Source organism: Candidatus Pseudomonas phytovorans (genome assembly GCA_029202525.1).
Lineage (GTDB): Bacteria > Pseudomonadota > Gammaproteobacteria > Pseudomonadales > Pseudomonadaceae > Aquipseudomonas > Aquipseudomonas phytovorans.
Genome location: CP119325.1, coordinates 2,693,759 through 2,707,122 on the forward strand (window position 1 = coordinate 2,693,759; position 13,364 = coordinate 2,707,122).

The 13,364-nt window shown below is 61.7% G+C and carries 13 protein-coding genes; 4 read left to right on the forward strand and 9 right to left on the reverse strand.

The annotated features are described in order from the left end of the window. Positions 1–68 precede the first annotated feature (68 nt). The 5 genes from purB to P0Y58_11830 all read right to left on the reverse strand — a co-directional run bounded on the left by purB (position 69) and on the right by P0Y58_11830 (position 6,340). Complete coding sequence (purB, locus tag P0Y58_11810; protein ID WEK32839.1) at positions 69–1,439, reverse strand: adenylosuccinate lyase; 1,371 nt, start codon at positions 1,437–1,439, stop codon at positions 69–71. A 244-nt stretch (positions 1,440–1,683) separates the two neighbouring features. Then, positions 1,684–2,310 (reverse strand): high frequency lysogenization protein HflD, encoded by a 627-nt coding sequence (gene hflD / locus P0Y58_11815; GenBank protein WEK32840.1) that lies wholly within the window; start codon positions 2,308–2,310, stop codon positions 1,684–1,686. Beyond that, positions 2,307–3,431, reverse strand: a complete 1,125-nt coding sequence (mnmA, locus tag P0Y58_11820) for a tRNA 2-thiouridine(34) synthase MnmA (GenBank protein WEK32841.1) — start codon at positions 3,429–3,431, stop codon at positions 2,307–2,309. Before mnmA ends, hflD begins: the two co-directional genes overlap by 4 nt. Before the next feature lie 57 nt (positions 3,432–3,488). Then, positions 3,489–3,929 (reverse strand): NUDIX hydrolase, encoded by a 441-nt coding sequence (locus P0Y58_11825; GenBank protein WEK32842.1) that lies wholly within the window; start codon positions 3,927–3,929, stop codon positions 3,489–3,491. A gap of 185 nt (positions 3,930–4,114) precedes the next feature. Then, entirely contained in the window at positions 4,115–6,340 is a 2,226-nt protein-coding gene (locus P0Y58_11830) for an NADP-dependent isocitrate dehydrogenase (GenBank protein WEK32843.1), read from the reverse strand. 413 nt (positions 6,341–6,753) lie between these two features. On the opposite strand from P0Y58_11830, the gene icd reads away from it, so the two are divergent. Then, positions 6,754–8,010 carry an NADP-dependent isocitrate dehydrogenase gene (gene icd, locus P0Y58_11835; protein ID WEK32844.1) on the forward strand — a complete coding sequence of 419 codons (1,257 nt, stop codon included), beginning with the start codon at positions 6,754–6,756 and terminating at the stop codon, positions 8,008–8,010. A gap of 71 nt (positions 8,011–8,081) precedes the next feature. On the opposite strand, the gene cspD is transcribed toward icd, so the two are convergent. Then, positions 8,082–8,336 carry a cold shock domain-containing protein CspD gene (gene cspD / locus P0Y58_11840; protein ID WEK32845.1) on the reverse strand — a complete coding sequence of 85 codons (255 nt, stop codon included), beginning with the start codon at positions 8,334–8,336 and terminating at the stop codon, positions 8,082–8,084. A 230-nt stretch (positions 8,337–8,566) separates the two neighbouring features. Here cspD and clpS point away from each other — a divergent pair, with 230 nt between their 5' ends. Further along, positions 8,567–8,929, forward strand: a complete 363-nt coding sequence (gene clpS / locus P0Y58_11845; GenBank protein ID WEK32846.1) for an ATP-dependent Clp protease adapter ClpS — start codon at positions 8,567–8,569, stop codon at positions 8,927–8,929. A gap of 30 nt (positions 8,930–8,959) precedes the next feature. Next, positions 8,960–11,230, forward strand: coding sequence for an ATP-dependent Clp protease ATP-binding subunit ClpA (gene clpA, locus P0Y58_11850; GenBank protein WEK32847.1), 2,271 nt, complete (start codon positions 8,960–8,962; stop codon positions 11,228–11,230). Between the two features lie 120 nt (positions 11,231–11,350). On the opposite strand, the gene infA is transcribed toward clpA, so the two are convergent. From infA to aat, 3 genes are all read right to left on the reverse strand, one after another. After that, positions 11,351–11,569: a translation initiation factor IF-1 gene (gene infA / locus P0Y58_11855; GenBank protein WEK32848.1), complete on the reverse strand. Its 219-nt coding sequence runs from the start codon at positions 11,567–11,569 to the stop codon at positions 11,351–11,353. 101 nt (positions 11,570–11,670) lie between these two features. Next, a complete protein-coding gene (locus P0Y58_11860; protein ID WEK32849.1) occupies positions 11,671–12,378 on the reverse strand; it encodes an arginyltransferase in 708 nt (235 codons plus the stop codon). A 55-nt stretch (positions 12,379–12,433) separates the two neighbouring features. After that, entirely contained in the window at positions 12,434–13,114 is a 681-nt protein-coding gene (gene aat, locus P0Y58_11865) for a leucyl/phenylalanyl-tRNA--protein transferase (GenBank protein ID WEK32850.1), read from the reverse strand. A 35-nt stretch (positions 13,115–13,149) separates the two neighbouring features. Here aat and P0Y58_11870 point away from each other — a divergent pair, with 35 nt between their 5' ends. After that, entirely contained in the window at positions 13,150–13,317 is a 168-nt protein-coding gene (locus tag P0Y58_11870) for a hypothetical protein (GenBank protein ID WEK32851.1), read from the forward strand. Positions 13,318–13,364 lie beyond the last annotated feature (47 nt).

Consider the following 13,364-nt stretch of genomic DNA (forward strand, 5'->3'; position numbering starts at 1 on the left):
AAAAAACGTAATTTTCGTCCGGGAATAAAAACGCCCGGCCAGGCCGGGCGTTGTACGCGACGGTCAGCTTAGATGCGTTTGGCCTGGGCTGCCGCGTTACCGATGTAGGTAGCGGGGGTCAGCAGCTTCAGCTCGGCTTTGGCGTCGGCTGGCATGTCCAGGCCGTCGATGAAGGTGAGCAGCGCGTCCGGGGTGATGCCCTTGCCACGGGTCAGCTCTTTGAGCTTCTCGTAGGGGTTTTCGATATTGAAGCGGCGCATTACGGTCTGGATCGGCTCGGCCAGCACTTCCCAGCAGGCGTCCAGGTCGGCGGCGATGCGGGCTTCGTTGACTTGCAGCTTGCCGATGCCTTTCAGGCTGGCTTCGTAGGCGATGATGCTGTGGGCAAAGCCCACGCCCAGGTTGCGCAGCACGGTGGAGTCGGTCAGGTCGCGCTGCCAGCGCGAGATCGGCAGCTTGCTGGCCAGGTGCTGGAACAGCGCGTTGGCGATACCCAGGTTGCCTTCGGAGTTTTCGAAGTCGATCGGGTTGACCTTGTGCGGCATGGTCGACGAGCCGATTTCGCCGGCAACGGTCTTCTGCTTGAAGTAGCCCAGCGAGATGTAGCCCCACACATCACGGTCGAAGTCGATCAGGATGGTGTTGAAGCGGGCGATGGCGTCAAACAGCTCGGCGATGTAGTCGTGCGGCTCGATCTGGGTGGTGTACGGGTTGAACTGCAGGCCCAGTTCGTCTTCGATGAAGGCGCGGGCGTTTTCTTCCCAGTCGATCTGCGAGTAGGCCGACAGGTGGGCGTTGTAGTTGCCCACGGCGCCATTGATCTTGCCCAGCAGCGGTACGGCGGCAACCTGGGCGATCTGGCGCTCCAGGCGGTACACGACGTTGGCCAGCTCTTTACCCAAGGTAGTCGGCGAAGCCGGCTGGCCGTGGGTGCGCGACAGCATCGGCACGTCGGCGTGGGCGTGGGCCAGGGCGCGGATGGCGTCGGCGATCTGGCGCATCAGCGGCAGCAGCACGTCGTCACGGCCGGCGCGCAGCATCAGGGCGTGGGACAGGTTGTTGATGTCCTCGCTGGTGCAGGCGAAGTGGATGAACTCGCTGACCTTGGCCAGCTCAGGCAGCTTGGCAGCCTGCTCCTTCAGGAGGTATTCGATCGCCTTGACGTCGTGGTTGGTGGTGCGCTCGATTTCCTTGACGCGCTCGGCGTGCTCAAGTTTGAAATCGGTGGCCAGGTTGTCCAGCAGGGCGTTGGCTTCGGCGGAGAACGCCGGCACTTCGCCGATCTGCGGGTGGGCGGCCAGGCGCTGCAGCCAGCGTACTTCGACCAGGGCGCGGAAACGGATCAGGCCGAATTCGCTGAAGATGGGGCGCAAGGCCTGGGTTTTGCCGGCATAACGGCCGTCTACAGGGGAAACCGCAGTGAGCGAAGAAAGCTGCATGGGGTGTTCTCGGACAGTCAGGCTTTTGGAGGGCGCATATCATACATGAAATTTGCGCCCGGGTCGGGTGGCTGACCAAAGGTCGGCCCTAAAACGCATGACGCGGTGCCTTTTGCAGGAGCGGCCTTCTGTCGCGAAAGGGCTGCGCAGCAGCCCAAAAATCTCAGTCACAGCACAAATTGCCGGGGCCGCTTTGCGGCCCATCGCGACGCAAGGCCGCTCCTACAGGGGTCGGTGTCGCCTATCAGGAAGGTGTGCGCATCATGTCGTACAGTTCGTTGAGCAGTTTGCGCCGGCTGAACACCAGCTGCCAGCGGTGCCCGCCCAGCTGGCGCCACAGGCGTGCGGCGCGGATGCCGGCCAGCAGCAGGGCGCGAATCTTCGAGGCGTTGTTGGGCTGCTGCAGGAAGCGCATGTCGCCATGCACCTGAATACGCTGGCGCAAGGTGCTCAGGGTGTCCTGGTACAAGGCTCCACTGGAAGCAATGACGTTTTCATGAACCAGGCCAAAATGGTCAGCCTGGGACTGGATTTGCGGCAGGCGGTTGCCGATGGTTTCGAGCAGGTCGCCACGCTTGTTCAGCTGACGCTCCAGGCCCAGCATCGACAGGGCGTAGCGCAGTGGCTCGCGCTGCAGGCTGTTGGGGTCGCGCTCCAGGGCACCGACCAGCGCGCGGTAGCCGTCGCGCAGGTTCAGGTCGTCACCGCCGAACACCTCCAGGGTGTCCTTGGGGTCGCGGACCAGCAGGCTGCCGAGCATGCAGCCGATGTTGGCCTCACTGGCCTGGCCGGTGCGGGCAATGCGGTCTACCAGTACAGCGGCCTGAAACACACCGCCCAACGCAATCAGCTGCTCCTGCAGGTTGCTCATGCGCGCGGGCTCCACGGCTCGGCCGCTTCGATCACACCGCCGCCCAGGCACACTTCACCGTCGTAGAACACCACCGACTGGCCTGGGGTGACGGCGCGCTGCGGTTCGTCGAACACTGCGCGGTAGCCGCTGGCAGTAAGCTCCAGGGTGCACTGCTGGTCGCTTTGGCGGTAGCGTACCTTGGCGGTGAGCCGGCGCGGGCTGCTGAGGTCGATCGGGTTGACCCAGAAAATTTCCGAGGCGAGCAGGGCGCGGGAGAACAGCCAAGGGTGTTCATTGCCCTGGCCGACCACCAGCACGTTGCGGGTCAGGTCCTTGTGCAGCACGTACCACGGCTCGTCGCTGGCGTCTTTCAGGCCGCCGATGCCAAGGCCCTGGCGCTGGCCGATGGTGTGGTACATCAAACCATGGTGGCTGCCGATGACTTCACCGTCAGTGGTCTGGATTTCGCCCGGCTGGGCCGGCAGGTACTGCTTGAGGAAGTCGCTGAAGCGGCGCTCGCCAATGAAGCAGATACCGGTGGAGTCCTTCTTCTTGGCGGTGGCCAGGCCGTGTTTTTCGGCGATGGCGCGTACTTCGGGTTTTTCCAGCTCACCGACCGGGAACAGCGTGCGGGCAATTTCCTTGCCGCCGACGGCGTGCAGGAAGTAGCTCTGGTCCTTGTTCGGGTCCAGGCCCTTGAGCAGTTCGGTCAGTTCGCCCGTGTCGCGGCGGCGTACGTAGTGGCCGGTAGCGATCAGGTCGGCACCCAGCGACAGGGCGTAGTCGAGGAACGCCTTGAACTTGATTTCGCGGTTGCAGAGGATGTCCGGGTTGGGCGTGCGGCCGGCCTTGTATTCTTCGAGGAAGTGCTCGAACACGTTGTCCCAGTATTCGGCGGCGAAGTTGGCGGTGTGCAGCTTGATGCCGATGCGGTCGCACACGGCCTGGGCGTCTGCCAGGTCTTCACGGGCGGTGCAGTATTCGGTGCCGTCGTCTTCTTCCCAGTTCTTCATGAACAGCCCTTCCACCTGGTAGCCCTGCTCGATGAGCAGAAGGGCGGAGACGGAAGAGTCCACGCCGCCGGACATGCCGACGATGACGCGGGTCTTGGCGGGGTCTTTGAGTGCTGGGCTGGTCATGGGTACCGGTGTGTATCAAGGGAAAAACGCCGATTCTATCAAACCCGTGGCGACGCGTCAGTCGCGTAGCAGCGTAAGGCTGTGCAGCGGGCCTTCGAGGTAGTCGTCGAGGCAACGTGGCACCAGCTCGCTGCGCCAGCGGGCCGGGTCGGCCAGCAGCTCGTCGCGGGTCAGCCACACGGCGCGGACGATGTCGCTGTCCAGGGCGAGGTCTGCGTGGTGGCGCACGGGGCGGGCGGCGAAGCAGATACGCTGATAGGTCACGCCGTTGCTGGGGGCGGTGTACAGGTAGATGCCGACCACGCCGGTGAGCTCGACTTCCCAGGCGGTTTCTTCGAGGGTTTCGCGCAGGGCGGCCTGGGGTAGGGTTTCGTTCGGTTCGAGGTGGCCGGCGGGTTGGTTGAAGACGTGCTGGCCTGCCTTGAATTCTTCGACGAAGAGGAACTTGCCGTCGTGTTCGACGATGGTGGCGACGGTGATGTGGGGTTGCCAGGTCATTGGTGTTTCCCTTTGAATTGCTGGGGCCGCTGTGCGGCCCATCGCAGGCAAGCCAGCTCCTACAGGAGACCGCGATCCCTTGTAGGAGCTGGCTTGCCTGCGATGGGCTGCAAAGCGGCCCCGTTTCCCAGAAAGCACAAACCCCGGTGCGTGGCCGGGGTTTGGGCTGTTACTTCAAGCGAACCTTACAGGGCAGCAATGGCGCTGTTCAGGGTCTGGCTTGGGCGCATCACCTTGGCGGTCAGCTCGGCATCCGGGGCGTAGTAGCCACCGATGTCAGCTGGCTTGCCCTGAACGGCGTTGAGTTCGGCGACGATGGTCTCCTCGTTCTCGGCCAGGGTTTTTGCCAGCGGTGCGAAGCGTGCCTGCAGGGCAGCGTCGTCAGCCTGGGCTGCCAGGGCTTCGGCCCAGTACAGGGTCAGGTAGAAGTGGCTGCCGCGGTTGTCGATACCGCCAACTTTGCGCGAAGGCGACTTGTTGGTGTCGAGGAACTTGCCGGTAGCCTGGTCCAGGGTGTTGGCCAGAACCTTGGCGCGCGGGTTGTCGTAGGTGTTGCCCAGGTGCTCCAGGGAAGCGGCCAGGGCCAGGAATTCACCCAGCGAGTCCCAACGCAGGAAGTTCTCTTCAACCAGCTGCTGCACGTGCTTCGGTGCCGAACCACCGGCGCCGGTTTCGAACAGGCCACCGCCGTTCATCAGCGGCACGATCGACAGCATCTTGGCGCTGGTGCCCAGCTCCATGATCGGGAACAGGTCGGTCAGGTAGTCGCGCAGCACGTTGCCGGTCACCGAGATGGTGTCCTTGCCTTCGCGGATACGCGCCAGGGAGAACTTGATGGCGTCGACCGGGGCCAGCACACGGATATCCAGGCCAGTGGTGTCGTGGTCTTTCAGGTACGCCTGCACCTTCTCGATCATCACGCCGTCGTGAGCGCGGGCCGGGTCCAGCCAGAACACCGCAGGGGTGCTGCTCAGGCGGGCACGGTTGACAGCCAGCTTGACCCAGTCCTGGATCGGCGCGTCTTTGGTCTGGCACATGCGGAAGATGTCACCGGCTTCGACGTTCTGCTCCAGTACGACGTTGCCCTTGCCATCGACCACGCGAACCACGCCGTCGGCCTTGATCTGGAAGGTCTTGTCGTGGGAACCGTACTCTTCGGCTTTCTGCGCCATCAGGCCAACGTTCGGCACGCTGCCCATGGTGGTCGGGTCGAAGGCGCCGTTGACTTTGCAGTCTTCGATGGTGGCCTGGTAGATGCCGGCGTAGCAACGGTCCGGGATCACGGCCTTGGCGTCTTGCAGTTCGCCAGCGGTGTTCCACATCTTGCCCGAGTCACGGATCATGGCCGGCATCGAGGCGTCGACGATCACGTCGCTTGGCACGTGCAGGTTGGTGATGCCTTTGTCGGAGTTGACCATGGCCAGGGCCGGGCGCTGTGCGTACAGGGCCTGGATGTCGGCTTCGATCTCGGCCTGCTTGTCAGCTGGCAGGTCCTTGATGCGGGCATAAAGGTCGCCGATACCGTTGTTGGCGTTGAAGCCCACTTCGGCCAGGACTGCGGCGTGCTTGGCCAGCACGTCGTTGTAGAACTCTTCGACGATCACGCCGAACATGATCGGGTCGGAAACCTTCATCATGGTGGCTTTCAGGTGCACCGACAGCAGTACGCCGGACGCCTTGGCATCGGCGATCTGCTCGGCGATGAAGGCTTTCAGGGCCTTGCGGCTCATGGTGGCGCAGTCGATGATTTCGGCGGCCTTGACGGCGGTCTTTTCTTTCAGAACGGTGGTGTTGCCGTCTTTGCTGACCAGCTCGATGCGCAGGCTGTCGTCAGCTTCGATCAGTGCGGCTTTTTCGCTGCCGTAGAAGTCGCCCTGGGTCATGTGGGCAACGTGCGACTGGGAGTCGGCGGCCCAGGCGCCCATCTTGTGCGGGTGCTTGCGGGCGTAGTTCTTGACCGACAGCGGCGCGCGGCGGTCGGAGTTGCCTTCGCGCAGCACCGGGTTCACGGCGGAGCCCTTGATGCGGTCGTAGCGGGCACGGGACTCTTTCTCGTCCGCGGTGGCCGGCTCGTCGGCGTAGTCAGGGATGTTGTAGCCCTTGCCTTGCAGTTCCTTGATCGCGGCTTTGAGCTGCGGGACCGAGGCGCTGATGTTCGGCAACTTGATGATGTTGGCTTCAGGAGTGGTAGCCAGCTGGCCCAGTTCCGCCAGGTGATCGCCTACTTGCTTCTCTGCGCCCAGTTGCTCCGGGAAGGCTGCGAGGATGCGGCCGGCCAGGGAGATGTCGCGAGTTTCGACGGCGATGTCAGCCGAGGCGGTGAACGCTTCGACGATCGGCAGCAGCGAGTAGGTGGCGAGGGCAGGGGCTTCGTCGGTGAAGGTATAGATGATCTTGGAACGGGTGGGCATGCGGGTTAACTCTCTGTGTGCTGAGCGTGCTCGAGTCTCGTGGTGCGCAGGGTAGGCGCATCGCCCTGGCAACGCCATGAGCGGAAAGTCGAGAGGCTGCGAGCGGTGATGGTGGATGCATCAGTCGAGCGTCAAGTGCTGAGCTGCGGTAACAACCCAGGCTTTCAGGCCATTCATGGCCAAGGGCGGTCCGCATTTTCCTGGGATTCGCCCCGATGACCCTTCGGTCGCGGCGGAGTATACCAAACCATTTGGGCTAATCAGCAAGGCCAAGTGATATCGGCCCATTTATAAGACCAAAGACTAAGCGGCAATGTGGCGTAATGCCGCATGCCTTGCAGGTCGGCAGATGTGGTTTAGGCTCAGTGGATCGCACGATGTCCAATCACACCCGACAGCGGAGTAGTGCAAGCATGGGATACCAGAAAATCAAGGTTCCGACCGACGGCGCCAAGATCACCGTCAATGCAGACCATTCGCTCAACGTTCCTGACAACCCCATCATTCCCTATATCGAAGGCGACGGGATTGGCGTCGATGTTTCGCCGGTAATGATCAAAGTGGTCGATGCCGCCGTGCAGAAAGCTTACGGCGGCAAGCGCAAAATCGCCTGGATGGAAGTGTACGCCGGCGAAAAGGCCACCCAGGTGTACGACCAGGACACCTGGTTGCCGCAGGAAACCCTCGATGCCGTGCGTGATTACGTGGTGTCGATCAAGGGCCCGCTGACCACGCCAGTCGGTGGCGGCATCCGCTCGCTGAACGTGGCCCTGCGCCAGCAGCTGGACCTGTACGTGTGCCTGCGCCCGGTGCTGTGGTTCCAGGGTGTGCCGAGTCCGGTGAAAAAGCCCGGCGACGTCGACATGGTGATCTTCCGCGAGAACTCCGAGGACATCTACGCGGGCATCGAGTGGAAGGCCGGCTCGCCCGAGGCGAACAAGGTGATCAAGTTCCTGAAAGAGGAAATGGGCGTTACCAAGATCCGTTTCGACCAGGACTGCGGCATTGGCGTCAAGCCGGTGTCCCGCGAGGGCACCAAGCGCCTGGTGCGCAAGGCCCTGCAATATGTGGTGGACAACGACCGCGAGTCGCTGACCCTGGTGCACAAGGGCAACATCATGAAGTTCACCGAAGGTGCCTTCAAGGACTGGGGCTACGAGGTGGCGCGAGACGAGTTCGGTGCCGAACTGCTCGACGGTGGCCCGTGGATGAAGTTCAAGAACCCCAAGAGCGGCCGCGAAGTCATCGTCAAGGATGCCATCGCCGACGCCATGCTCCAGCAGATCCTGCTGCGCCCGGCCGAGTATGACGTGATCGCCACCCTCAACCTCAACGGTGATTACCTGTCCGACGCCCTGGCGGCAGAAGTGGGCGGTATCGGCATTGCGCCGGGCGCCAACCTGTCCGACACGGTGGCCATGTTCGAGGCTACCCACGGCACCGCGCCCAAGTATGCCGGGCAGGACAAGGTCAACCCGGGCTCGGTGATCCTCTCGGCAGAAATGATGCTGCGGCACATGGGCTGGGCCGAGGCGGCCGACCTGATCATCAAAGGCACCAACGGTGCGATCGGGGCCAAGACCGTGACCTACGACTTCGAGCGCCTGATGGACGGCGCCACGCTGGTGGGCAGCTCAGGTTTTGGTGATGCAATGATCAAGCATATGTAAGGCGATACAAAACCGGCCGCTTCCTGTTAAAGAAGCGGCCGGTTTTTTCGTATACCGGCAGAAAGCAGGGATCACGCATTAACGGTAGTGGGCGAGTTCGGTACTCCCGTCGAAGCGCTGACATTGGCGCCCTTGATTTCAACCGCATGCAGGCCTTTCGGGCCCTGGATGATGTTGAAAGTCACGGCTTGTCCGGCTTTCAGCGTCTTGTAACCGTCCATCTCGATCGCCGAGTAATGGGCGAAAAGATCTTCGGTTCCGCCGTCCTCATTGATGAATCCATAGCCCTTGGCATTGTTGAACCACTTGACTTTACCGCTTGCCATCCCTATGTCCCTCTGCAAAGGACTCCATCACTGGAGTATCATCCACTTCATCCGCATACGAACCTTGCGAAAAATCTGGTTGACTGCGCGGATCTTTATCGCCCACGGTGGGTTCTTATTGGTTGTAACACCGTTTTGCCGATAGTCAAGGTCGCCCGGCGCCTGCGCTGGCCGTGGCCTGTGCCGTCAACCCACAACTTTAACCTGACGCTCATGATGAAATTCTTTCCATGCATGCACCTAGTGAGATTCGACTAACATTCAATCAGGATCGCCCGCAAACGAATGAGGACGACGGCTCGGGTCTTGCAGTCCAGGAAGCCAAGCCGATCCTGCAGGCGCCACCGATGTACAAGGTGGTTTTATTCAACGATGACTACACACCAATGGATTTCGTCGTCGAAGTGCTCGAGACGTTCTTCAGTCTGAACCGCGAGCTGGCGACCAAGATCATGCTGACCGTCCATACAGAAGGGCGGGCAGTGTGCGGATTGTTTACCCGTGACATCGCCGAAACAAAGGCTATGCAGGTCAACCAATACGCCAGGGAAAGCCAGCATCCGCTACTCTGTGAAATCGAGAAGGACGGTTAATCGCCGACCACTTGGGTATGAGGTGAAGCTATGTTAAACCGCGAGCTCGAAGTCACCCTCAATCTGGCCTTCAAGGAGGCCCGTTCGAAACGTCATGAGTTCATGACCGTCGAACATCTGCTGCTGGCACTCCTTGACAATGAGGCTGCTGCGACCGTTCTGCGCGCCTGTGGCGCCAATCTCGACAAGCTCAAGCATGACCTGCAAGAGTTCATCGATTCCACCACGCCGCTGATCCCTGTCAACGATGAAGACCGTGAAACCCAGCCGACGCTGGGCTTCCAGCGGGTGCTGCAGCGTGCCGTGTTCCACGTGCAAAGCTCTGGCAAGCGCGAAGTGACCGGCGCCAATGTGCTGGTGGCGATCTTCAGCGAACAGGAAAGCCAGGCCGTGTTCCTGCTCAAGCAGCAGAGCGTGGCCCGCATCGACGTGGTCAACTACATCGCTCATGGCATCTCCAAGGTGCCTGGCCATGGTTCGAGCGCCGAGAGCGAACAGGAAATGCAAGACGAAGAGGGCGGTGAAACGTCCTCTTCGAGCAACCCGCTGGATGCCTATGCCAGCAACCTGAACGAACTGGCCCGTGCCGGCCGTATCGACCCGCTGGTAGGTCGCGAGCAGGAGGTTGAGCGCGTTGCGCAAATCCTTGCCCGTCGGCGCAAGAACAACCCGCTGCTGGTGGGTGAAGCGGGTGTGGGCAAGACGGCCATCGCCGAAGGCCTGGCCAAGCGCATTGTCGATGGCCAGGTGCCCGACCTGCTGGCGCAAAGCGTGGTGTACTCCCTTGATCTCGGTGCGTTGCTGGCCGGTACCAAGTACCGCGGTGACTTCGAGAAACGCTTCAAAGCGTTGCTTGGCGAGCTGAAGAAGCGCCCGCAGGCAATCCTGTTCATTGATGAGATCCACACCATCATCGGTGCCGGGGCGGCATCGGGCGGGGTCATGGATGCGTCCAACCTGCTCAAGCCGTTGCTCTCGTCTGGCGAAATTCGTTGCATCGGTTCGACCACGTTCCAGGAGTTTCGCGGCATTTTCGAGAAGGATCGTGCCTTGGCGCGGCGCTTCCAGAAAGTGGATGTCAGCGAGCCGTCGGTGGAAGACACCGTGGGTATCCTGCGCGGCCTCAAGGGTCGCTTCGAGAGCCACCACAACATCGAGTACAGCGACGAAGCCTTGCGCGCCGCCGCCGAGCTGGCTTCACGGTACATCAACGATCGCCACATGCCCGACAAGGCCATTGACGTGATCGACGAAGCCGGCGCCTACCAGCGCCTGCAACCGGAAGCTAACCGCGTCAAGCGCATCGAGGTGCCACAGGTCGAGGACATTGTCGCCAAGATCGCGCGGATTCCGCCAAAACATGTCAGCAGTTCCGACAAAGAGCTGCTGCGTAACCTGGAGCGTGACCTGAAGCTGACCGTGTTCGGTCAGGACCAGGCGATCGACTCGCTGTCCACGGCCATCAAGCTGTCCCGTGCCGGCCTCAAGTCGCCAGACAAGCCAGTCGGTTCGTTCCTGTTCGCCGGCCCTACCGGCGTCGGCAAGACCGAAGCGGCGCGCCAGCTCGCCAAGGCATTGGGCGTGGAGTTGGTGCGTTTCGACATGTCCGAGTACATGGAGCGCCACACCGTGTCGCGCCTGATCGGTGCCCCGCCTGGCTATGTTGGCTTTGACCAGGGCGGTTTACTGACTGAGGCGATCACCAAGCAACCGCACTGCGTGCTGCTGCTCGATGAAATCGAGAAGGCCCACCCGGAAGTCTTCAACCTGCTGCTGCAGGTGATGGACCACGGTACCCTGACCGACAACAACGGGCGCAAGGCCGACTTCCGTAACGTGATCCTGATCATGACCACTAACGCTGGCGCGGAAACCGCGGCACGGGCCTCGATCGGCTTCACCCATCAGGACCATGCGTCCGATGCCATGGAAGTGATCCGCAAGAGCTTCACGCCAGAGTTCCGCAACCGCCTGGACACCATCATCCAGTTCGGCCGCCTGAGCACGGAGACGATCAAAAGCATCGTCGACAAGTTCCTTATCGAACTGCAGGCGCAGCTGGAAGACAAGCGTGTGCTGCTGGAAGTCAGTGATGAGGCTCGCGGCTGGCTGGCGGTTTCGGGCTACGACGTGCAGATGGGTGCGCGGCCGATGGCGCGGCTGATCCAGGACAAGATCAAGCGGCCGCTGGCCGAGGAGATCCTGTTTGGCGAGTTGGCCGAGCATGGTGGTGTGGTGCACATCGACCTGCGCGATGGCGAACTGGTGTTCGACTACGAGACCACGGCCGAGGTTGCCTGATAGATGGGGCCGCGTTGCGGCCCTTCGCGGGCGCGCCCGCGAAGGGCTGCAAAGCAGCCCCATCTATCAGGCAGGCACAAAAAAGCCCGGCACATAGCCGGGCTTTTTCATGGCTTGAGCTTAGCGCGCACGGTAAGTGATGCGGCCCTTGCTCAGGTCGTACGGCGTCAGCTCGACGCGGACCTTGTCGCCAGTGAGAATACGGATGTAGTTTTTGCGCATCTTTCCGGAGATATGCGCGGTTACGACGTGCCCGTTTTCCAACTCCACGCGGAACATGGTGTTGGGCAGGGTGTCGACGACAGTGCCTTCCATTTCGAAGCTGTCTTCTTTCGACATGCAGTAGAACCCTCGGATCCAGTGTTAGCCCGACGCATAACCGCACCGGGCAAAAAAGTGGCGTGGATTATGCCCGAAAACTGTGTGTCAAGCCAATGCTTTCAGTTGAGGCTGACCCAGCGCTGGTTTATCAGCAGTTCAATGGGCCGATACTGCGTCTTGTAGTTCATTTTTTTGCAGTTCTTGATCCAGTAACCCAGGTACACCGCCTCCAGGTTCTGGCGCAGGGCTTCGGTGATCTGCCAGAGGATGGCGAAGCGGCCCAGGCTGCGGCGTTCTTCGTCTGGCTCGTAGAACGTGTATACCGCCGACAAGCCATTGGGCAGCAGGTCGCACACCGCCACTGCCAGCAAGCGGCCTGCCAGGCGGAACTCGTAGAACCAGCAGAACGGCAGGTCGCGCACCAGGAAGGTGGAAAACTGGTCGCGGCTGGGCGGGTACATGTCACCGTCGGCGTGGCGCGTTTCGATATAGCGCCGGTAGAGCTCGAAGTACTCTTCCTTGAAGGCCGGGCGCGCTGCCGTCACGGTCAGGTCGGCATTGCGCTTGAGAATGCGCCGTTGCTGGCGATTGGGGATGAACCGCGCCGCCGGGATGCGCGCTGGCACGCAGGCGTTGCAGTTCTGGCAATGCGGGCGGTACAGGTGGTCGCCGCTGCGGCGAAAACCTATTTCCGACAAGTCGGCGTACACGTCTACGTCCATCGGCTGGCTAGGGTCGAGGAACAGCGTGGTCGCCTGCTCGTCTGGCAGGTAGCTGCAGGAGTGGGGTTGAGTGGCATAGAACTTCAACCGCGCCAACTCTGTCATGATCGACCCCTCGGTGAGACTTTGTCTTAAGTGTAAGCCAGCTATGGGAACTCGCCTAGGGAACCCATGTGGCGCTGTTGGGCTGGTCGAGGTGGCGCGCCAGGTAGCCGGCGAACTCGGCGCGGCTGATGGCGTGGGCGCCAAGGCTGTGCAGGTGGTTGGTCGGCATCTGGCAGTCGATGAGGGCGAAGCCGGCTTGGCGCAGGTGCTGGACCAAGGTCACGAAACCGACCTTGGAGGCGTTGTCGGCGCGGCTGAACATCGATTCGCCGAAGAACAGCTGGCCCATGGCCAGGCCATACAGGCCGCCCACCAACTCACCCTCTTGGCGTACTTCCACCGAATGTGCGATGCCACGGCGGTGCAATTCGCAGTAGGCGTTGCGCATGGTCTCGGTGATCCAGGTGCCGTCGGCGTAGTCGCGTGGTGCGGCGCAAGCGGCAATGACTGCGGCGAAGTCGGTGTCGAAGCTGACCTGATAGCGGCCTTGGCGCATCAGCTTGGCCAGCGAGCGCGAAACGTGCAGTTGGTCGGGCAGCAGTACCGTGCGCGGGTCGGGTGACCACCACAGGATTGGTTGGCCGTCCTGGTACCACGGGAAGCAGCCGTGGCGATAGGCCTGCACCAGGCGCTCGGGGCTCAGGTCGCCGCCAGCAGCCAGCAGGCCGTTGGGGTCGTGCAGGGCCTTTTCCAGGGGTGGGAAGGTCAGCGAGTCGCGGGTTAGCCAGGTGAGCATGGTCTATCGTGCGGTGGGGGAGGGGAGCGGGAAGCATGGCGCGCGTGAAAAGCAGGGTCAATCTGTTTGGCAATTCAGGCAATTTCCTACGCATTCATGAAACCGCAGGCACCATCCGCTACATTTGCTGTCACACCTGTGCAAAAACACAGCATAAGCCTTTGTCACAAAAGAAAATGCATGCTCAAATTGCAGCTATGTGAAAGTCGCCCCCGGCAAACGCCCCATGCGGCGTGCCGCCATGGCGGCT